16 protein-coding genes and 1 tRNA gene are annotated in these 21,799 nt (G+C 46.2%); 2 read left to right on the top strand and 15 right to left on the bottom strand.

The features are described from left to right. Nucleotides 1-49: 49 nt before the first annotated feature. Nucleotides 50-1,024: an endonuclease/exonuclease/phosphatase family protein gene (locus HMPREF9140_RS04385; RefSeq protein WP_006952030.1), complete on the bottom strand. Its 975-nt coding sequence runs from the start codon at nt 1,022-1,024 to the stop codon at nt 50-52. After that, a complete protein-coding gene (locus tag HMPREF9140_RS04380; RefSeq protein WP_006952029.1) occupies nt 1,021-2,085 on the bottom strand; it encodes a bifunctional 3-deoxy-7-phosphoheptulonate synthase/chorismate mutase type II in 1,065 nt (354 codons plus the stop codon). The genes HMPREF9140_RS04385 and HMPREF9140_RS04380 overlap by 4 nt, the downstream gene beginning before the upstream one ends. Before the next feature lie 550 nt (nt 2,086-2,635). Between HMPREF9140_RS04380 and HMPREF9140_RS04375 the strand changes: the two genes are divergently transcribed. Further along, nucleotides 2,636-4,966, top strand: coding sequence for a glycoside hydrolase family 3 C-terminal domain-containing protein (locus HMPREF9140_RS04375; RefSeq protein WP_018572251.1), 2,331 nt, complete (start codon nt 2,636-2,638; stop codon nt 4,964-4,966). Nucleotides 4,967-5,132: 166 nt separating this feature from the next. Here HMPREF9140_RS04375 and HMPREF9140_RS04370 read toward each other — a convergent pair whose 3' ends face one another. From HMPREF9140_RS04370 to dnaN, 9 genes are all read right to left on the bottom strand, one after another. Further along, a complete protein-coding gene (locus HMPREF9140_RS04370; RefSeq protein WP_006952027.1) occupies nt 5,133-6,335 on the bottom strand; it encodes a GDP-L-fucose synthase family protein in 1,203 nt (400 codons plus the stop codon). 5 nt (nt 6,336-6,340) lie between these two features. Further along, entirely contained in the window at nt 6,341-7,426 is a 1,086-nt protein-coding gene (gene gmd / locus HMPREF9140_RS04365) for a GDP-mannose 4,6-dehydratase (protein WP_006952026.1), read from the bottom strand. Between the two features lie 26 nt (nt 7,427-7,452). After that, nucleotides 7,453-8,520 carry a mannose-1-phosphate guanylyltransferase gene (locus tag HMPREF9140_RS04360; RefSeq protein WP_018572252.1) on the bottom strand — a complete coding sequence of 356 codons (1,068 nt, stop codon included), beginning with the start codon at nt 8,518-8,520 and terminating at the stop codon, nt 7,453-7,455. Nucleotides 8,521-8,608: 88 nt separating this feature from the next. Further along, nucleotides 8,609-9,403, bottom strand: coding sequence for a DUF6261 family protein (locus HMPREF9140_RS04355; RefSeq protein ID WP_006952024.1), 795 nt, complete (start codon nt 9,401-9,403; stop codon nt 8,609-8,611). A 481-nt stretch (nt 9,404-9,884) separates the two neighbouring features. Next, a tRNA-Gln gene (locus tag HMPREF9140_RS04345) sits at nt 9,885-9,955 on the bottom strand. 115 nt (nt 9,956-10,070) lie between these two features. After that, complete coding sequence (porD, locus tag HMPREF9140_RS04340) at nt 10,071-10,955, bottom strand: type IX secretion system protein PorD (RefSeq protein ID WP_006952023.1); 885 nt, start codon at nt 10,953-10,955, stop codon at nt 10,071-10,073. Further along, nucleotides 10,933-12,123: a bifunctional phosphopantothenoylcysteine decarboxylase/phosphopantothenate--cysteine ligase CoaBC gene (gene coaBC, locus HMPREF9140_RS04335; RefSeq protein ID WP_006952022.1), complete on the bottom strand. Its 1,191-nt coding sequence runs from the start codon at nt 12,121-12,123 to the stop codon at nt 10,933-10,935. The genes porD and coaBC overlap by 23 nt, the downstream gene beginning before the upstream one ends. A gap of 10 nt (nt 12,124-12,133) precedes the next feature. Further along, nucleotides 12,134-12,988 (bottom strand): 3'-5' exonuclease, encoded by an 855-nt coding sequence (locus tag HMPREF9140_RS04330; RefSeq protein ID WP_006952021.1) that lies wholly within the window; start codon nt 12,986-12,988, stop codon nt 12,134-12,136. 23 nt (nt 12,989-13,011) lie between these two features. Then, a complete protein-coding gene (gene dnaN, locus HMPREF9140_RS04325) occupies nt 13,012-14,136 on the bottom strand; it encodes a DNA polymerase III subunit beta (RefSeq protein ID WP_006952020.1) in 1,125 nt (374 codons plus the stop codon). Between the two features lie 194 nt (nt 14,137-14,330). Here dnaN and HMPREF9140_RS04320 point away from each other — a divergent pair, with 194 nt between their 5' ends. After that, nucleotides 14,331-14,738 carry a DUF3127 domain-containing protein gene (locus HMPREF9140_RS04320; RefSeq protein WP_018572254.1) on the top strand — a complete coding sequence of 136 codons (408 nt, stop codon included), beginning with the start codon at nt 14,331-14,333 and terminating at the stop codon, nt 14,736-14,738. 93 nt (nt 14,739-14,831) lie between these two features. Here the strand turns inward: HMPREF9140_RS04320 and HMPREF9140_RS04315 are convergent, their stop codons facing one another. The 4 genes from HMPREF9140_RS04315 to HMPREF9140_RS04300 are packed head-to-tail and all read right to left on the bottom strand — an operon-like array spanning nt 14,832 to nt 21,791. Further along, nucleotides 14,832-15,794 (bottom strand): glycosyltransferase family 2 protein, encoded by a 963-nt coding sequence (locus HMPREF9140_RS04315; RefSeq protein ID WP_006952018.1) that lies wholly within the window; start codon nt 15,792-15,794, stop codon nt 14,832-14,834. Then, nucleotides 15,791-19,177 (bottom strand): AAA domain-containing protein, encoded by a 3,387-nt coding sequence (locus tag HMPREF9140_RS04310; RefSeq protein WP_018572255.1) that lies wholly within the window; start codon nt 19,175-19,177, stop codon nt 15,791-15,793. The genes HMPREF9140_RS04315 and HMPREF9140_RS04310 overlap by 4 nt, the downstream gene beginning before the upstream one ends. Before the next feature lie 8 nt (nt 19,178-19,185). Then, complete coding sequence (gene porZ, locus HMPREF9140_RS04305; RefSeq protein WP_006952016.1) at nt 19,186-21,210, bottom strand: type IX secretion system anionic LPS delivery protein PorZ; 2,025 nt, start codon at nt 21,208-21,210, stop codon at nt 19,186-19,188. Continuing rightward, nucleotides 21,207-21,791 carry a non-canonical purine NTP diphosphatase gene (locus tag HMPREF9140_RS04300; RefSeq protein WP_006952015.1) on the bottom strand — a complete coding sequence of 195 codons (585 nt, stop codon included), beginning with the start codon at nt 21,789-21,791 and terminating at the stop codon, nt 21,207-21,209. The genes porZ and HMPREF9140_RS04300 overlap by 4 nt, the downstream gene beginning before the upstream one ends. Nucleotides 21,792-21,799 lie beyond the last annotated feature (8 nt).

The raw sequence follows: 21,799 nt of genomic DNA, 5'->3' as shown, positions 1-21,799 counted from the left end.
GTGCAATCTTTAATCTTCCTGTATAAATGGGACAAGGGGAAGGAAACTACTAAAAGATTATTTCAAGAACCAAGGGAAGATGGTCGCTGAAACCGTTGTTGAAACGCATGCCGAGATAATTTCGGCGAGGTTTTATGCCACCATATTGCTCATCTGGCTCGGTGAGAAACGGTTGGTCGTTGATTGTGCAATTATTGACGCGGTGGGCCAGATTCGGGCTAACTAGAATGTGATCCAAACTGTGCCAAATTCCTTTATATCTATATGTGCCCTGTGCGCCATTACTACCCTTGGCATCATGTGATACATTGAAGAGATTGTGTGAATAAGCAATTTGTAGAGCTTTGCTGTCGGTATAGTCGTTGAAATCTCCCATAACGATGATGTTCGCTTTTGGATTTGCGACAAGTAACGAGTCTGTAGCAACGCACAATCGGTTAATTACATGCACTCGGTAGGGACGTGATACTATCTCACCGCCCCATCGACTGGGTGAATGAAGGACGAAAACATGCAAGGTGTCGTTGTCTACAGTTCGACCTGTGACGTGCAGGATATCGCGCGTAGGGCGCATATTCTTGAGTGGGGTTATGCGCATAGTGTCCACCCGGAGACATTGAAAAGTGAAAGGCGAATAAAGCAAGGCCACATTTATTCCGCGCAGGTCGGGAGACGACGTAACAACATATTCGTAACGGGCTTTCCTCAGTAGCGAACGGCGTGTGAGGTCGAACAAAACACTGTCGTTTTCCACTTCGCAAAGCGCTACTATATCGGGCAGAGGTCGGCCCGGAAAATATTCGCTGCATGAGATTATTTCTTTCCCAATTCGATTGATTTTCTGCCAATATTTCAGACTGTTCCAATGTCGCGGCGAGTCGGGCAGAAACTCTTGGTCGTTTTTCAGAGAGTCGTGTATCGTGTCATATAGATTCTCAGTGTTGAGCTCTACGGCGATTAAGCGTGTTTGCGCACATACCGGTATATATATTATGAGGATGACAAGCAGGAAAATATTTTTCATTTGTTTATCACGGCGAGCTGTTGTCGTATGCTTTCTTCGTGTATATGTTCGAACACACTAGCTGCAAATTCAGGGCTCATTCCACATTTCTCGGCCTGGGCTCCCCGACTTTCTAGGAGTTCGTTATAGCGTGTGGCCTGCAGAACGGTCATGTTATGCTCCTTTTTGAATGTTCCGATTTCGCGGCAGATACGGAATCTTTTAGTGAGAAGGTCCATCAGTATGTCATCTATCTCATCGATTTCAGAGCGTAGTTGTCGCAAATCTTCTGTGCTCACGGTTTTGTCGCGTATAATCAGTTGTTCGATTACGTTGCCAAGTTGCTCCGGTGTAATCTGTTGTTGGGAGTCGCTCCAGGCTTTATCGGGTGCGATATGCGATTCTATTATCAATCCGTCGAAGCCCAAATCCATGGCCTGTTGTGAGAGCGGGGCGATGAAGTCGCGACGGCCACCAATATGACTAGGGTCGCAAATTATCGGCAGATTCGGAATTCGTCGCCGCAGTTCTATTGGTATTTGCCACATTGGTTGGTTGCGATAAATTTTCTTGTCGTAGCTCGAAAATCCACGGTGAATCACGCCGATCTTTTTCACGCCAGCCTGATTGATTCGTTGTAGCGCGCCAATCCAAAGTTCGATGTCGGGGTTCATGGGATTTTTTATCAGTACCGGAATGTCCACCCCGCGTAATACATCGGCCAGTGCCTGCATGGCAAACGGATTAGTTGTTGTTCTGGCACCTATCCAAAGAAAATCCAACTCATGTTTCAACGCCAGTTCAACATGTTGTGGTGTTGCTACCTCGGTTGAAACGAGCATTCCAGTTTCGTTTTTCACGTTTTTCATCCACGGTAACGCCATTTCGCCATTGCCTTCGAATCCGCCTGGTTTGGTGCGTGGTTTCCAAATTCCTGCTCGAAAAAGCCGATATCCCTGTTCTGCTAGTGCCAATGCCGTTTGGAGTACCTGCTCTTCGGTTTCGGCTGAACAAGGGCCTGCAATAACAATAGGATGGAAGGAAGGCGTTTGAAGTTCGAGAGGTTGCAAATCTAATTCCATTGGTGTGTTTTCTCTTTCTTTGAGTGTTTGCAAACTTACAACATTATCGTTCGTCCCACCGAGAATATAAGCTCAATTCCTCTCTTTATCCTTTACCTCTTATTATAATATCCCTCGCGCGTATATGCATAGAGATTTTGATTTTTCTGTGATAGTTCGGTAGTATCTGTCCGCGCGCCCATCCGATAGGACGGGATGGATATCCGGAATTATAGGTCCGAATATGTTATGCGGTCGGTAGCTGATATTTCTCCAGACCAGACAAAAAAAACCGGAATGATCGCAATCAATCCATATAAAGTGTTTAATACTCCTTTGGCGGAAGCGTGTTATTTAAATATTTGTTCTCATGGTGGAAAAACCTCCAAATACGATTGTATTTTGCTCTGTTGAGATGGGCTGTCTTTTCGAATATAATCGAGATTTGCCAGGTGCAGCGCGGATTTCCAAACAGAGATATGTTTAACTAGCTCTTAGAGGGCCTTTTTTCACACAGATGTTTGGATGTTCTTTTGGCTATCTTTGCCACAGTATTCAATTCAAGATAACAATGAAACGATTATTTATGACTGCACTTGCTGCAGGTTTTTTATCAATTTCAATGATGGCGCAGAAGAATCCAAAACTCAATGCTGGGAACATCGATGAGGTTCTCGCGGCTATGACGCTCGAAGAAAAAGCACAACTGCTGGTAGGTGGAGCTAACAACTTTTTCAGTCAAACAGCTGTGATGGGCAACTTCGCTCAAACGGTGCCGGGAGCTGCCGGTACAACAGCTACTATCGAAAGGTTGGGAATTCCGGAAACTATCGTTACCGACGGTCCCGCGGGAGTGCACATTGACGGAACTCGGCCCGGAACATCGAAAACTTTCTATGCCACAGGATTCCCTATCGGAACTTGTTTGGCATCTACCTGGAATACCGAGCTCGTGAAAGATGTAGGGCGGGCAATCGGTAATGAAACCAAGGCCTACAAATGCGATGTTATCTTAGGACCGGGAATGAACATTCATCGCAATCCGCTTTGTGGACGAAATTTCGAATATTATAGTGAAGACCCTATACTCACTGGACGAATCGGTACGGCTTACGTACAAGGTGTTCAGAGTGAAGGCGTGGGCGTGAGTCTTAAGCATTTTGCTGTTAATTCTCAGGAAACGCAACGTGTTGTGGTCGACGAGCGACTCAGTGTTCGGGCATTGCGGGAGATTTATTTACGCGGCTTTGAAATGGTAGTACGCGAGGCTAACCCGTGGACAGTTATGAGTTCGTATAATCGGATTAATGGAGTCTTCGCACAGGGAAATTACGACCTTCTCACAAAGACTCTGCGTGAGGAATGGGGATTCCGTGGAATTGTGATGACCGACTGGATTGGTCGTCGTACAGCCTTGCCAGTGAAGCAGTGTGTTTGGGCTGGAAACGATTTGTTCATGCCCGGGCAGCCGGAGCAGTCGAAAGATATTGTCGACGCGGTTAACAACGGTACGCTCAATATCAAGGATGTCGATCGCAATGTGCGCTATATGCTCGAATATATCGTCAAGACCCCGTCATTCAACAAAACTACGGGTAACGAATCGCCCGACCTGAAAATACATGCTCAGATAACTCGCCAAAGTGCAACTGAGGGTATGGTGCTGCTTAAGAATCAAAACGCAACTTTGCCGATGAAGAACATCAAAACCGTTGCACTGTTCGGCACTGGTTCCTATCATTTCCTCTCGGGCGGTGTCGGTTCGGGCTGCGTGCACACGCCTTATATTGTCGATATGGTTGAAGGACTGAAGAACGCCGGAATATCTTCTACACCGCTCTTGACAGATATATATCGCAAGTATATCGACTATGCCAAACTGAAATTCGAGGCCGACCGCAATCCCATGCGCTGGTTCGAAAACTCCAATATGGGTGACCAGAAATATCCCGAAATTGCAATAAGTCAACGCAGCATTATAAGCGAAGTGAGCAAAGCCGACGCTGCTATAATAACCATAAGCAGGCAGGCGGGTGAAGGAGTAGACCGTATAATCGACGAAGAGTTCGGTTTGACAACCGACGAGAAGAACTTGGTGAGCGATGTTTGTGCTATATATCACCAGGTAGGTAAGCCAGTGATTGTTATCATCAACTCCGGAAGCGTACTCGAAACAGCCAGTTGGCGCCATCTGCCTGACGCTATCCTAGTGGCTTGGCAGCCCGGTGAAGAAGGTGGCAATTCAGTGGCCGATATTCTTACGGGAAAAGTTAATCCGTCGGGACGTCTGCCCATGACCTGGCCTCTATCGGTCTACGACCATCCATCGACGGCTAACTTCCCGCAAGACAAGGTGGAAATTTACGACTACGAGACTTTGAAGAGCTCGGGATATGATATCCCTAACCGCGACTACACTATGCACTCAGAAGATATATGGGTGGGCTATCGGCATTTCGACACGAATAACAAGCCCGTTGCCTATCCGTTCGGGTTCGGACTGTCTTATACAACCTTCGAATATGGTAAGCCTGCTGTTAAACGATCGGGGAACCAGATAACGGTTAGTATAACGATTCGTAACACCGGTAAAATGGCTGGCAAAGAAGTGGCTCAAGTCTATGTGTCGGCCCCGAAAGCAGCTTATGAAAAGCCGGCTAAGGAACTGAAAGCTTTTGGAAAAACCCGTCTGCTTGCTCCCGGACAAAGCGAAACGCTTAAGATGACGCTTAACGTTCGTGACCTCGCCAGCTTCTCCGAAAAAGATAACCAATGGGTAGCTGATGCGGGTTCCTATACCTTTATGGTCGGTTCGAATGTCGAAAACATAAACGGCTCGGCAACTCTTAACCTAGAAAAGTACACTGAGAAAGTAAGCGACGCGTTTGTTAGCAAAAAATAATCGCCTTCCATATAAAAAATAACGAGCTGCTCTTCTCTCGTGCGATATTTAGTCGGCGAACGAAAACCAGCTTTTTATATTGGGCAGCTTATATTCAAAAACAAGTAGGAGGAAAACTATTTAGTTTTCCTCCTACTTGTTTGTAACTGGTTGTAAAATTAGATTATTATAGCGTACTGCGATACCATTCATAGAGGCGGCGGATGCCATCGGCAATTTCAACTTTATGATGCCAACCCAGGTTGTGGAGCTTAGAAACGTCGATAAGCTTGCGAGGTGTACCGTTGGGTTTAGTGGAATCCCACAGTATTCGACCGTCGAAACCGATGGTTTCGGCAACCATTTCAGCGAGATGAGCAATGGTATGCTCACAGCCGGTTCCGACGTTGATGTGGCAGTTGCGAATCTCACCCAACGAGGGGAGAGCTCCTCCGCGAGCATCGGAGTTATTGCGGTCTACCTCGCCATCAGCCTTTGTTCCATAGAACACCGAGCTGTATTTCTCTATGCCAATAATATCCTTGAAGTCGATGTTAAGGAGAATGTATACGCTGGCGTCGGCCATATCTTCGCTCCAAAGAAATTCGCGCAGAGGCGTACCGTCTCCCCAGAGATTCACTTCATTGTCCGAGATTCCGTAGAAATGTAGTGCGCTCAATATTCGTTCATCGCTGTCGGCACCACTGATATTGCCCGTTCCGACGAGAGCCTGCAGTTTAGCTGGAGGGTTTATCGGTCGGCGATTCATATCTTTTCTCAGACTATTCCAATCATTGTCGTGAATGAGCTTTGCGAGATAGATTTTGCGCATCATGGCTGGTAGAACGTGCGAGTTTTCAAGATGGAAATTATCGTTCGGACCGTAAAGATTGGTGGGCATTACGGCGATATAGTTTGTTCCGTATTGAAGATTATAGCTTTCGCACATTTTCAAGCCGGCAATTTTTGCAATGGCATATTCCTCATTCGTGTATTCAAGTGGCGAAGTGAGCAAGGCATCCTCACGCATGGGTTGCGGGGCGTCTTTGGGATAGATGCAGGTGGAGCCGAGAAATAGCAGCTTTTTGACTCCATATTTGTAGGCCGACGATATAACATTACACTGCATTTTCATGTTCTGCATGATGAAATCGGCTCGATAGAGTTGATTAGCCATTATTCCGCCCACAAAAGCAGCGGCAAGTACAACGGCGTCGGGACGTTCGAGGGCAAAGAAATGCTCAACGGAGGCCTGATCGGTTAGGTCGAGCTCGGTATGAGTTCTACCAATTAGATTAGTGTAGCCCCGCGCCTGAAGGTTGTTCCAGATGGCAGAACCAACAAGGCCGCGATGACCCGCAACATAAATCTTGCAATCTTTTTTTAGCATAATCTTTAGTCTTCCATCTGTGTTTTAAGGTGCAGTTTGCGAACAAACTTCATGTCGTGTTCAACCATGATTTGCACGAGTTCTTTGAAGCTGGTTTTGCGAGGATTCCATCCCAATTTTTCGCGAGCTTTTGTGGGGTCGCCGAGTAGTTGTTCTACTTCGGCCGGGCGGAAATATTTCGGGTCTACTTCAACTAGTGTTTTACCTGTTTTACGGTCGATTCCCTTTTCGTTCACGCCTTGACCTTCCCATTGGAGTTCGATTCCGGTCTCGGCGAATGCCATGGTGCAGAACTCACGAACGGTGTGCATTTCGCCGGTTGCGATTACGAAATCGTCGGGTTGTTTTTGTTGCAGAATGAGCCACATGCACTCTATGTAATCGCGCGCATATCCCCAGTCGCGCCGGGCGTCGAGGTTTCCGAGATAGAGTTTATCCTGATGTCCTTGTGCGATTCGTGCTGCTGCGAGGGTTATTTTGCGGGTGACGAAGTTTTCGCCGCGTCGTTCGCTTTCGTGATTGAAGAGTATTCCGTTGCAGCAGTACATATTGTAGGATTCGCGATAGTTTTTCACAATCCAGAATCCATAGAGCTTGGCCACAGCATAGGGAGAGCGTGGATAGAAAGGAGTTGTTTCGCGTTGCGGAACTTCTTGCACTTTTCCGTAGAGTTCGGATGTCGATGCTTGATAGATTCTGCAGGTCTTGTCGAGCCCACAGATCCGAACGGCTTCGAGCAAACGTAGCACACCCACAGCATCGGTGTCGGCGGTGTATTCTGGCACATCGAAACTCACTTTTACGTGGCTCTGTGCGGCTAGATTATAAATCTCGGTGGGTTTAACTTCGGCGATAATCCGGATGAGCGACGAAGAGTCGGTCATATCGGCCCAATGCAGATTCACGAGCCTTTGTTTCTTCATATCGCGCACCCATTCGTCGAGATAGAGGTGTTCAATACGCCCGGTATTGAACGACGAACTGCGGCGCAATAGGCCGTGGACCTCATAACCTTTGTCGATTAAAAACTCGGCCAGATAGCTTCCGTCCTGCCCGGTGATACCTGTGATGAGTGCTACTTTTCTTTCCATTCTGATGTTATGTTTTATTATTAATCTTATGATTCTTCCGAGAATTGTTTTATCCGTTGCTCCTCGCTCATTCGGCAAACCAGCAACACGTTGTCTTTTTCGGCCACGATGTAGCCGTCCAGCCCCTGTACCACAACCATTTTTTCTTCGGTGGCGTGCACGATGGTATTTTTCGTATCGTATAGATGAATATTTTGTCCGATGGCAGCGTTGCCGTAAAGGTCGCGCTTTGATTGCAACAATAGCGACCCCCATGTACCAAGGTCGCTCCATCCGAAGTCGGCCGGACAAACAAAGATTTCCTCGGCTTTTTCCATAATGGCATAGTCAACCGAAATGTTCTCACATTCGCCATAGACTTCGTTGATTATTTGTTGTTCGGAGGCTGTTCCAAGTTGGTCGATTATTCGTTCAAAAATCCGTGCAATACCTGGCTCGTAGATTCTGAAGGCATTCACGATTGTCGATACGCTCCACACGAATATACCTGCATTCCAAAAGAAGTTGCTCTGTTTTATGTAGCGTTCGGCCGTTTCGAGATTTGGCTTTTCACGGAACTGGTCGACTCTGAATATTTCGCGATTGCGAGCCGATGAGGTTGTTAAATCGGCTTGGATATATCCGTAGCCTGTTTCTGGTCTGTTAGGCTTTATTCCCAGTGTCACAATGGCATCTGTTTCCGCAGTGAATTGTAGGCAATTCACAACTATCCGACGAAATTCCTCGGGATTGGTTACAATATGGTCGCTCGGTGTTACAACGATATTCGCCTTTGCGTTCAATTTTTTAATTCTCCAGCTCACATAGGCAATGCATGGAGCAGTATTTCGTCGGCACGGTTCGCTGAGCACGTTTTCTTTCGGAACCTCTGGCAGTTGTTTTTCCACCAGTTCGGTGTAGTTCGCATTTGTGACAATCCATACATTCTCTGGTGGCACGATGGTTTTGAATCTGTCGTAGGTTAGTTGCAACAGCGAGCGTCCTACGCCCAGCACGTCGATAAATTGTTTCGGACATTCGTGTGTACTCATCGGCCAGAATCGGCTTCCGACTCCTCCGGCCATAATCACAAGATGGTTGTTAGTTAGCGTCATAATCTAAAATGTTAATATGTTATTAAATGCTGAGATGCAAATGTAGGCAGATGTTCACAATTAAACGTATATATACATTTTCAGTTTGTTATAATGGGCTAGACGGGGGGGCATCTACCTGCAACTCGATTTCTTTTTCATTGAATTCATCATCATTCTGTTCTGACTGATTTTTCGGGATTTTTTTGGCCCTTTTCCGTTTCTTCCTCGTGCCGACAGATTTAATCTTCACGTTGAACCATTTAATCAGCAGCTCAAGGGTTTCGGAGCTTTCGATGACGAAGAGCGCGTTTATTTTTTCAACCAGTTCTCGGTAGATTCTTTCAGTCTCGACGCGTGCTTTCCGAACTCTACCTGCAACTTTCCCTGCCCGCTCCTGATTTCGGCTATCCATCAGCGAAATGAGCAGCTCGTTTTGCTTCTGAAGCTCTTCGATAACAGTTTCGAGCGAGAGCGCGGCTATGTCGTCTTTATAGATGTTTTTCAGTTTAGCTAGCATATGCATCAATAGACCGCTTTTCCGGTCGCGCTGCATTTTCAAACTGATTCCATAATTTTTAAGCAACTGATTGAGCTTTTTCGCCGAGCTTCTCACATTTTCCATGGGGTGTTTGAGCCAGGTTCTCACCGTAACCCGAAATATGCTATAGAGTTCTCCGCGTCGTTTTTCGGCCTTGTTGATGCTGTCGGTTATCAAACTTTTTCTCGATACTCTCATCGCTTCTTGCTCCTCGTCTACGGCGGCCTTAAATTCCTCTAAATCGGTTTTTAAGTGCTTATTGAGGCTCTTCGAAGCATTGATTTGCTGCAGAACTTGTGTCATGAACATGAGATGCAGACCATTACTGACTGAATGTAGGTCGATGTTTTTAATCTTTCTCATTTTGCAATTATGTTACAGGCTTGAAATCTTTTTCAAAGATATATTATTCTTATTTTACATTCGGCATAAGATTGCGGATTTTTAATTTCTTTATTAAAATACATCATCCGCAATTTCGGTAATAGTATTTATTAATGGAATTACATCACACGATATTTCGGCAAATGTATTTCCAAAAAGAATTTAATCTGCCGAATATTCGGCAGTCGTATTTCTTTAAAGAATTATATCTGCCGGATTTCCGTTTGATGTATTTCTTCCTCGAAATTAAATATCCGAACTTTTCAAGATATTGTTTTGATCTGAAAAATAGTTTCCTAAAGAAGAATATGGTCTGTTTACTTTGAATAACAAACAGATGAAACTTGATTCTTGTCTGTATATGATTTTTTTAGCGGTATATAAATTTTGCACAGGCCTATATACAAAAAGAGAGCTCCGATTTTCTCGAAGCTCTCTTTTGTTTCTTTTTCTCTTGTTGTTGGGATACCCGGATTCGAACCAGGAATGACAGGACCAGAATCTGTAGTGTTACCATTACACCATATCCCAAAAAATTTTTTATGTGTTTCACCTCTGTGATTGCATCGGCAAAGGTAGAGTCTTTTTGTTTAAATGCGCAAAGGGTGTTCGTGTTTTTTACTTTTAGCAGATGGCGGCGAGCTTATCACTGTTTTATTTTTTCCCAGGTGTTGTTTTGGCTGGCGTTGATGCTGAAAAGTATGCTGTAAACGGTTTCTTTTTCTTTTTGGGTGCCTTTTCCTTTGTAGATGTTGGCGAGTTCATCTTTCTTGAAGTCGGTCCAAATTTGCGGTAGCATGCTGAGTGGACGGTCTTCGTGGGCCTTTTTGAGGTTTTTCTCGAGTGCGGCGGTTATGTTGTTACGTCCGCGTTCGGCGTTGTTAGCCATTTCGTCGAGCCCGTTTCTGTAGTATTCGTATTGAAGTTGCCGGAATGGGCGCATTGCTCCGTCGAGGTAATCGTTTATGATTGCAAATCGGTTTTTGGAGTTATCGAATGCTTTCCATCCTGTAAAGTTCAGATTCTGCGCGTTGTTGGTGAGATTCATGCAACGTTGAAGAATGTCTTCGCCGCCCATCGGTGAGAATGAGTCGAGGTCGAGGCCTATTATGAGATAGGCGTAATAGGCTATGAGAGCTGTTAGCTGGTTGTCGATGTTTTCTTCGTTGAAGATGAGCTGGTCGAATTGTGCGAACTCGAAGTTGAAATCTCCGTCCTGGTTGTTGTAGAGCATTGTTGTGTAGGCGGAGTTGAACACGGGGCGGTTGGCCTGAATGAGGGCTGTGCAGGTGAAGGTGTTTGAACTGGGGTCGTATTTCGTAACGGTTATGTTGAAGTTGCAAACGATGCGTTCTTTCTTTTGGAATTTGAGGGCCGTCCACTGTCGTTCGTTTATGAATTGTTCGAGGGTTTGTTGCAGATTTTCGAATAAGGAAGCGTCGGTACCTTGAATTTGATTGCGGTTTATGGTTACTTTGGCTTGCAATTCCTGTGCTTTCAGGGGCTGACTAAAGAATAAGAGCAAGCTCATCGATGATATCGCTAGCCACCTCGTTTTTGGATTTTTTCTCATAGCTTTTCTTTCCTTTTTTTGAGATGATGGTTATTTGATTGTCGTCCGATTTGAATGTTGTGCCTGGATTTTGTGTTGAGTTCAGCACCACAAAATCGGCGTTTTTCTTTTCGAGTTTGCGCAGGGCATTTGCTTCTTCGTTCTCGGTTTCGAGTGCAAAGATTATCAATCGCTGGTCGGTACGCTTGGTTCGGCCTAGGGTTGACGCAATGTCGCTGGTGGGTTTGAGACGGAGTTCGAGTTGCACGTCGGTGCGCTTGATTTTTTGCGCGGCAACTTCTTCGGGAGTGAAATCGGAAACGGCTGCACAAAGAATCGCGGCGTCGGCTATAGGATAGTTCTTTGTTACTTCGGATAGCATTTCTTGACAGCTTTCTACGTTTATTCGGTTGATTTCCGATGAACATTCGAGATTCACCGGACCGGTGATGAGCGTAACTCTGGCTCCGCGTTTTCTGCATTCTTCGGCTAGCGCAAAGCCCATCTTACCGGAAGAATAATTGCCGATGAAGCGTACAGGGTCTATTTTTTCGTATGTCGGTCCGGCTGTTATTAGGATATTTTTTCCTTCAAGGTCGTGAGCTCTACCAATTCTTTCGTCCAGGATTTTCACGATAGCCATGGGTTCTTCCATTCGTCCTTTTCCTTCGAGTCCACTTGCAAGGAATCCTGTTCCAGGCTCAATGATGGTAGTGCCGTAAGAACGAAGCATACGGATGTTTGCTTGGGTTGCAGGATGGCTGAACATGTCTAGATCCATTGCCGGGGCAATGAACACGGGCGCTTTCATCGATAGATAGGTTGTGATGAGCATATTGTCGGCTACTGCATTTGCCATTTTCCCGAGCGTTGCGGCAGTGCATGGGGCAATGAGCATGGCATCGGCCCACAGTCCAAGGTCTACGTGCGAATGCCATGTTCCGTCGCGCTGTGCAAAGAAATCGCTAATCACGGGTTTGGAGGTTAGCGCCGAAAGAGTCACGGGGGTAATGAATTCTTTCCCGGCTGGGGTGATGACTACCTGAACATCGGCGCCACGCTTGATGAACTCGCGAATGATAATACAGCTTTTGTATGCGGCTATGGAACCGGTTATTCCTAAAACAATCTTCTTTCCTTGAAGCATGACCGAGTTTTTATTTATTGTTGAATTCACGAAGGCGGATTCGGGTGAGTACCTGTTTTGTGTCGTAGGTGAAATCGCTGGAGAGAATCCAACTGTAGTATCCGGGGTCTTTTCTAAGTACTTCAGAGACGTCCATTCCTTTGTATTTCCCGAAGTTGAAAACTTCGTGCTTTCGTGGTTTATTTTGTTTGTCGAAGAGCACTTTACCATTTCCATCTGTTAGCTCTTTCCACACTATTCTTCCAGCGAAATCAACAAAATCGTTCATTCGCGAAAAGGCATCGAGTTCGTCCATGTCGTTTCGTAGAATACGCTCTGGGTCGTCTTGCTTGTCGGGCGAATACATGTCGAGTTGTCCTTGCAATACGCGCCATGTGGCCTCAGTGTCCTGGTCGGCGCGATGGGCTTTGAAGTCATCGTCCATGTTTCGGTTACAATAGAATTTATATGCGGCAGCTAGGTTGCGTCGTTCCATCTTCTGGAAAATATTCATTGCGTCAATTTGCCGGCATTTAGAGAAATCGAAATCTATTTCAGCACGCAAAAACTCTTCGGCTAGGAGCGGCAGGTCGAATCTGTTGGAGTTGTAGCCTGCAAAATCGCATCCCGTGAATCGATCGGCCAATTCTTTGGCTTTCTCCTTAAATGTCGGAGCATCCTTAACATCTTCATCATTAATCCCTGTCAATTCGGTAACGATTTTTGGAATCGGGCATTCGGGATTGATGAAAAGATTATCGCGCTCTTCCTTTCCGTCGGGGTATATTTTGATGAAAGAAATTTGGATTATTCTGTCCCTAACAAGATCAAGCCCCGTTGCTTCGAGGTCGAAAACAATCAGGGGCTTAGTCAGATTCAATTTCATAAGGTATAAGGTTTAAATACCTTTTAATCGTTGAGCAGCATGGGCATTATGAGCATCAGAATCTCTTGGTTTTCTTCCTGCCCGTCGGGCTCAATAACACCAGCTCGCGATGGGTCGGCTAACCGAACGGCAACATTCTCGCTCTGTAGGTTATTCAGAATTTCTAACATGCTCGAACCTTTGAAACCAATCTGCATCGGAGTGCCTTCATATTCGCATGTGATACTTTCTTTCGCACGTGTCGAGAAGTCAACATCTTCTGCGCTAAGTTCAAGCTGCCCATTACCAACTTTGTAGCGAATGAGCTGTGACGAGTCGCTCGAAAATGGAAGTACACGACGTAATGCACCAATGAACGACTTGCGGTCAATCACGATGTGATTAGGATTATCTTTCGGAATAACGCTATCGTAGTTCGGATAACGCCCTTCTATCAAACGGCAATTTAGCTTTCCATCAGTGAATGTTATCTCGGCTGAATGTTGGTCGAAGCGAATCATTACGTTGCTACCATCTTTCACAAGCACATTCTTTAACAGCGTTGCAGGTTTCCTGGGAAGAATGAAAGCGGATGGAGCATCACTTTTAATGTTCAGATTCTTGTTGCGCACCAACTTGTGTCCGTCACTTGCAACGATGGCTAGATAGTCGGCTGTAAGGTCGAAATAAATACCATTCATCACTGGTCGCAGCTCATCCTGAGCGGTTGCAAAGAGTGAACGCGAAATATTGTCGGCTAGCACACCCGAGTCGATGGTCATAGAAATTGCCCCCTCGTCTACAGCCTGTACCTGAGGATATTCCTCTGCATTTTGTATCGGAAAATCGTAGTAACCATTTTGGTAGGTTACATAAATTTTCAGTTCTCCCAGATTGATGTCTATGTTAAGTGGTTGCTCAGGCAGTTCCTTCACCGCATCAATGATAGTCTGACTATTAACCGCAAACATCCCTTCGCCTTCGAAACTTTCAAGAGGCATTGTTGACTGCATCACATTCTCGCTGTCGGATGCCGTAACAATTAATTGCCCGTCGCGAACTTCGAAAAGGAAGCAATCAAGAATGGGGAGTGTGTTTTTGCTGTTTATAACTCGCGAAAGAGAAAGCAATCTGCTATTGAGTGCAGTGCTCGAAATAGTAAATCTCATCAGTATACTTATTTTAGTTATTATTTCGTGTGGGGAATGTGTGTGAAACAAATGGTTCTTATACCACGTTTTTTCTGTTCACAAAAATACGAAAAACGGGTGAGGCACAAAAAATAATAGTGAAAGATTCCCCTACTAGGCTCTATTTTAGTAATTTCGCGAACACATAAAAATATACTTTAATACACGTTCTAATGGATTTACAAGGAAAAGTTATTGCAGTTATGGAGCCTCGCGAGGGTACATCAGCTCGTGGCCCATGGAAGAGTCAAGATTATGTTATAGAAACCCATGATTCATATCCAAAGAAGATGGTTTTCTCAATCTTTGGCGCTGACCGCATAGAGCAGTTCAAAATTAGGGCTGGAGAAGAAATCATAGTTAGTTTCGATATTGACGCCCACGAATATAATGGTCGTTGGTTTAACAGCATTAGAGCTTGGAATATTCAGCGTTTAGATTCGGCTGCCGCACAAGCTGCCGCTGCTCCCGTGGGTGCAATTCCAACAAGTACTCCTCAACCTGCAGCCCCAGTAGGAGGTACACAAGCCCCTTTCCCGCCGACAACGGAAAGTAGTTCAACCGATGACCTCCCTTTCTAAGAAAGTTTTTGTTATACTTAAATTCTCCGAGTCTCTTCTTTTTTGAAGAGACTTGTTTTTTTTGTAATTGTTTGTTCTCAAGTTATCTTGTCTCTAGAAACGAGAGTAAATATAGAACTTGCGATATAAAGAGAAGAGTTTGTCGGGGATGGAGAATGAGAGAGTGGGGGAATGGAACATGCGGAAGAAGAGTTTATCTATGGGATTCTTTGAATGGTAGTTGAGAATTTTGTCGATTTCAGAGAATAAACTAAGTGGAATGCGATGACGGTGAGCGTCGCGATAAACAGTTAGCATGCCAAGGTTGATAGCATTACGATAGTATCTGCGCTTGTCGTGCTTGATGAAATAACGATTCACAACTACGTTGGCGCGAGCTCCCGAGAGAATCGATTTTAAGTTGATGCGATGGGTGTACGATTCGAAGTTGTTGCAGCGATAGTTGTAGACAACATCGTCTGTCCATGTTCGCCGGCCTTTAAATAACAAGCATGGCAGAACCGAATAGTCTTCCGAAAAGCTTATTTGGTCGCTGAACCCAATGGAATTGTCTGTAAACAAACTGCGACGGAACAGTTTCGCCCAAATGAATCCGTTGCCCTTGTGGCAAAGCAGCATTCGCAGCCGCTTTTTGGAAGACACGTGTTGTGGTAGGACGTTCTTTTCGTGCTTGCAACCTATTTTACGATAGGCTCCTTCGATAATGTCGAAGTTGCCCGATTCGGCTTTAGCTACTAGACTTTGAATGGCGGTTGGGGGTATGAAATCGTCGCTATCTACAAAGGTTATGTATTCTCCCGTGGCTGCATCGATGCCCTTTTGTCGTACAATTCCGATGCCGCAATTGTACTCGTTATGAATGATGCGTACTTGCGCTTGTCGGTTGGGATGCCTTTCTATGCAGGTTTTAAGAATGTCGATGCTGCGGTCGGGCGAGCAATCGTCTACAAATATGTATTCAAGGTTGTTATAGGTTTGCACGAATAAACTTTCGACGCATTGTTCGATGTATTTTTCTACGCCATATACGGGAACGAGGACTGAAACTTTCATCATTTCTTTTCAGAATTAAAATATTTTGGCGGCAAAGGTAGTGCTTCAGCGTCGAGATAACCGCCGCTTTGGCGCGTACTGTCTATTAGCTTGGCGAATATTTCAGATTGCTGAAGGATTTGTTCGTTGCCAGTCATTATGAGTTGCTTTCGTGCTCGGGTTATGGCCACGTTGAGTTTGCGATCTATTATCTGCCCGTTTTCTACAAATGTATTGGCCGTGAGGAAGTCGAGTTGGTAGGTCCGCTGAACGGTGAACGAGTAGATTATGATGTCGCGCTGACTGCCTTGGTATCGCTCCACGGTGTCGATGGTTATGTCGAGCAGTTTGGGTATTTGCAGTTTATGAATGGCCTTGCGAATCATGGCTATTTGGTTTCGATATGGCACGATTACGCCCACCGACTGTGGGGAAAAATCGGCTCCGAGCATGCGATGTACCCTACTAAGCACGAGGGCGGTTATATCGGCTTCGTGAACGTTTACCTTGTCTGAAAGATTTGGCTGACGGCAGTTTCTTGAGGGAATGAAAATCATTCGGTGGGCAGTTAAGAATCTGTCGAACTCACTCGTTGCCGGTTGCATGTGAGAGATGTTGCTCTCGGTTTGATGTGCCAGTGGAACGGGCCTTAGTTGTTCGTTGGCATAGAAATGGGCTGACGGAAATTGGGCTATGTCGGGGTGCATGCGCCCTTGCTTACGCAGCGTGCCGATGAATTGCTCTCGATTGGCGGCACGCTCAATTCTTATTAATCGTTCGAAAAGCGAATCGGCGCAGTTTGTTAAATGGATGCCGTTTAGCAACGAGTTATTTACTTGTGCCTCGGCTGTGCTTTGCTGCACTACGGCGGGCAGCTGTTTGTAGTCGCCTATGAGGATGAATTTTCTAATTTGGCACTCGCCGTCTTGATGGGCGGCGAGTAGGCCAATGATGTTCGGCTCGAGAATCTGACTCGCTTCGTCGACTATGGCCAGGTCGAAATGCTTAATCTTGAAAAGATAATCGCGCGCGCCGACGGTGGATGTCGTTCCTACGATGATGCGCGTGTCGGCAATGAGCTGTTTGATGGCCGAAAGGTTGGGCTGCTTTTCAACAATTTCAGAGATTAAATGCGGGGCGAATTGCGGATCGCAGCTCAGTGGATTGCCCAAGCGGATATAGTCGAAACCTGAGGTAGAGAGCATGACGCAAATTTCGTCGACGGCGCGATTGGTATAAGCCATAAGGAGGATGTTTCCGTCGAGATGTTCGCTAACGAGAAACTGCAGCGCCTGCGATGTTTTGCCGGTTCCGGGAGGGCCGATGAGCAGGAAATAATCTTTGGATTGGCGGGCGCGTAGAATTATGTTATCGTAGTCGGCGCTGTATGTTTTCGATAGCTGCACATTGTTGTCGGCCTGTGGTTCGCGCATTCCGAAAAGCAATTTCCTACGTTCAGCGGGCGTAGTTATAAAGGTGTATAGTCCGCGCAGAGCGGTGGTGCCGCTTATGTCGCTTGAGGCATGCTCTATGGCGAAGCAATCGTCGGAGATGAGGTCGGCGTTTTGTTGCCCGTCGTTCAGTTTAATAATTATTCGTTCGGGCATAATTTCCTGCAACGTTCCTTTGAAAAGAATGCTTTTCCGCACGTCTGGTTCGTTTTTCGGTTCGTAGGCATACAGGTAAATCATGTCGCCGCGACGAAAGTTGGGTAAGAAGTTTTGAGTTTGCTGCGGCTGAATATCCAATGTTATAATGTCGAATCCGCTGAACTCTGTGCTAGCTTGCTTGTCGGCAATGGTTAAGTCGGTAAAGATGTTGCCGGTTTCAATCTTTTCGCTCAGCGGCATGTTCCAAAGGTCGGCGTGGCAGCTCGATACCCCTTCGCGTGCGCCGACTTTTGAAATAAGTTGCTCTTTCATTACGAAAGTTATCATGCGCGAAAGGTAAGCCCGTTCGGTTTCGGGCATTTGGTGAAGCGGATTTAGAATTTTATTGAGCTGCGGAAGTAGATAACGATGATAGAATGTTGAATTTAAACCATTGACATTTAGATTTTCTGGTGTAAGGCGGTCAATCACACCTTCGAATCCGTTTTGTGCAATCCAATATTCGGTAGCTACGGTTGTATTGCGAAATTTAATGGCCTCGGCCAGCAGTTTTCGTAGCGGCGATACGTCGAGTAATCCGCTCGGCAGAGGATATTTTGAGTAAAGCAGGCTAATGTGAGCCTTCTTTGCGCTCACGCCGAAGTTGTATTGCAGTATGCCGAAGTAAAGTAGCAGCTGAACGTAATGCTTTTCGATGTGCAGCGAGCCGTAATGGTTGCCCTGCTTGCGCTCGATGAACAGATTTTTGCCCGACTTTTGCTCAACTAATAGTTTAAAGTCGGTCGTCATGAGGTCGACCCTCCCCTGGATACCCAGCTTTTCGCATACAAACGAAGGTTCGAGTAAAGCTTTTTCTCTACTGAATTCGCTGAATAGTTCTTCGGTTATGGCTTCGATATTTCTGGCTTGACGGACGCATTCCTGCTTGAATTCTTCGCTCGAGAAATCAGTGCAGGCTGCAAAGTCGAGTGCCTTTTTGCGGAAGTTAGCTCGAAAAGTATTTGTAATGTCATAGTTGTTGGGATGGTTAATGATGTCGTCGAGCGCCGCGCCGGCAAAGTTTCCCAGTAAAGTGTACTTGTTGTTAGGCCTTTCTGAAAACCGTTTTACGGTGAATAACAGCGGATGATGACCATACTCTTCGAAACAGTTCGCGATGGCAGAGATGTCTAGCAGATAATCAGGTTCAACCACAATCATTCCAGGAATAATCCGCCGTCTCTTTATTCGACAATCCAGTAGATTGAGTTGCATGCCCTCGCATAGAATCCGGCGTAGATACGAATGGTCGATATAATCCGGCGTGTCCGAATAGTATACTGTTAGCAATTGGTTTCTGTAGTCATTACTAATCACGGCTACATGAATGGTGTGGTTATCCCATGAGCGTACCACACAACGAATATATTTATGGTCGATTGTTTGTCTGGCTGTAGTTTGTCTGCCAACTGCTGGAATCTTTTGCAATAAGTCTGCCGGGATGTCTTCGTTGAATATGGCAGAAATGAATATGGCTAACGCTCGACAATCGAACAACAAATCGTCGGGCAATATTCGGGCCATTGAATAGCTGTGTCGTTGCATAGTATTTATCGCTGCGGTATCTTTTGGATTTATTTTTTGATCGCGACAAAGTCTATCCACTTGAGATGCCAGATTACCAAACCCGTATTTTGAATCTTTTAATGCTTCTCTGCAAGCTGTTGCAAGCGTTTGGTACATTAGCCGATTTTGTATTTCGGGCTCGGTCGAAAGGATTTCATTTATCTGTGAGAATAATTCTTCGGAGATTGTCATATGTGTGGTTAATTCACTACGGCTATCTTGCAAACGGTACCTTGTTTCCCGTTCTGGTCGGCCGAGAGAACCATATAGACACCTGAACTAACACGCTTGCCATGCCTATCGTTACCGTTCCATGTGAATGTGCCGCCGTTTGCCATGCCTTCGGCTACGAGAGCTCCGGTAGAAGTGACAATCTTTACGGTGGCGTTGTGGACAAGACCTCCTACGGTTATCAGGCCTTTGTAACCTGGCTTAACCGGATTAGGATAGGCATAGGCGGTTGCAGAACCCGGATTGTCGGGCGATTCGGTGGCATCGGATGCGTATGAGCAGAGGCCCTTGTCGGTACCGAAGAACACCTCGCCCGTTGCGTGGTTTATGGCGATAGACTGGATGTTATTCGATAGGAGCGGACTGTTTGTCGAGAGGAAATGCTGCAACTGGGTCATGTTGTCGGAGCTGATGAGATAGACTCCGTTATCGTTTGTGCCGAACCATTTACGACCGCCGGCATCAATGGCAATGCAGGTTATGTCTACTCCCGATAGCAGGTAGTCGGCCAGGTTGGTACCGTCGTTGCGCGGAATTTTTACTTGCGTAAATATGGGGTTGTCGAGGTTGGAAAACTGCGATGTTTCGAGCACGATTGGGCCCACGTTGGTACCTAGCCAGATGTTGCCCTGATGGTCTTCGGCTACGCAGTGCGATATGCTGGCCTGCACTTCGCGGCTGTCTTGATTATAGAATCGCCTTACTGAGAAGAGGGTGTCGCGAGCGATATTGTAGCAAAACAGGCCCTTGTCGTCGTAATAATCGTTACAAAACCAAAGTAGGCCGCGACTGTCTACAAGGGGTGATGAAAGAACGGTTAGACTTCGGCCGTCTTCGATGATTGTTCGTTGCGAGTGCGAGGTCATTTCGCCGCCGAATGGAATGCTTAGAATGTTCTGATTGCGGGCCTGACTGTTTAGAATCCAAAGCGTGCCATTAGGTGCAAAGGTTAGTCCGTTGATAAGCACATAGTCGTTGCCGAGTTCCTTGTTTTTGTTGTCGATAGCCCCGCCTAGCAAACTGTTATCGCGATTGTAGAACTTGGCCAACTGGCCGTTATTGAATTCGTATAAGCCGGTTCGCCCGCCCACGAACACGCGATTGGGGTTGCGCGGGTCCACGGCTATGGTATTGTTGTCTTCATATGCGTAGCCGGTTGTTGAAGATACATTTTCCTGGAAGATGTTCCACTCGCCATTGCGCAGTACTTGAACGATTCCGGGTAGGTTGAGCTGCGATTTACCCGACTGGTATAGGCCGCCCACGGTGTAGAGTGCGCCAGATGTGAAGCGCATAAAGGCAAAGTGGTTGTATTTAGGACCGCCGGGTTGGAGAGTTTTCACGATGTCGAGCAGTTCGGCGGGTATGGTTCGTGGTTGGGCTTTGTAGTTGTCGATGAATTGCCAGTTGCTTTTATCTAGTAGGTTCGAGGTGTTCCATCCCCTGAACAGACCTTTGGTTCGGCAGGCTGCATAAACGGCGTCGCGGTCAGTGTAGCAATAATCCACTTTGAATCCCAGCTTATAGGTGTCGCTTATTTCAGCTTGGGCTATGTTGAGTTTCATAATTCCGAATCCGGTAGAGATGTAGCAGTACGGGCCGCTCATGTAGAGATGGTTAACGGTTTTGTCTTCGGGCATCGATTTGTTTTGATAGTCGGATATGTTGACCACTTCGCCCCGGTCGTCGAGCAAATCGATATTATAGTTGTCGTAGACGATAACAAGCTTGCGCACGCTACTGTTCCATGCTATCATGTGGATTCCACAATCGTTGAGAACGTTTGTTTTATCGAACGTTTCGATGCTTTGGTCGTTACGGTTGTAGGCGTAGAGATTTCCCGACGCAAGTACATAGAGCTTGTGTGCGGTGGGCTCTATCCACGTTACATCGCTATAGGCCATGTGGGCTTTCCATGAGCCGATGGCCTGTGCGGTGGCGTTGGTTGCGATGAGGATTATCGACGCCAGGCTTAGCAGGATTTTTCTTTTCATACGTGTTGCTGCTTTATGTGTTCGGCAAGTTTTCTGACTGCGCGTGCTCTGTGCGATATTTGATTTTTTACCTCGTCGCCCAGTTCGGCGAAGCTTTTGTCGTAGCCATCAGGAATGAACACTGGGTCGTAGCCAAATCCTCTCACGCCGCTTGGCTGGTGGGCTATACGCCCTTCGACAATTCCTTCAAAGCGATGTTCTTTGCCGTGGACTATTAACGAAATAACGGTTCTGAATCGTGCTTTGCGGTTGTTATTGTTTCCTAATTTATCAAGTAGTTTGGCCATGTTGGCTTGGCTATCGTGGTCGGTTTCTTTGGCGTATCGGGCCGAGTGTACGCCAGGTTGCCCGCCGAGGGCGTCAACTTCGAGTCCGGTGTCGTCGGCGAAGCAGTCGAGAGCGTATCGACTGGCGATGTAGTTTGATTTCTGACTGGCATTTTCTTCGAGCGTGTCGCCGGTTTCTGGAATGTCGTCGTGGCATCCGATGTCGTTGAGCGACACGATGTTGAATTCCTGGCCGAGGATATTCTTTATCTCATCGAGTTTGTGTTGGTTGTTGGTTACGAATACTATTTTCATTGTTTCGT

Source organism: Prevotella micans F0438 (assembly GCF_000243035.1).
In the GTDB taxonomy this organism is placed as follows: Bacteria; Bacteroidota; Bacteroidia; order Bacteroidales; family Bacteroidaceae; genus Prevotella; species Prevotella micans.
Note: the sequence above shows the minus strand (reverse complement) of the source record. Positions and strands in the feature narration are given on the sequence as shown.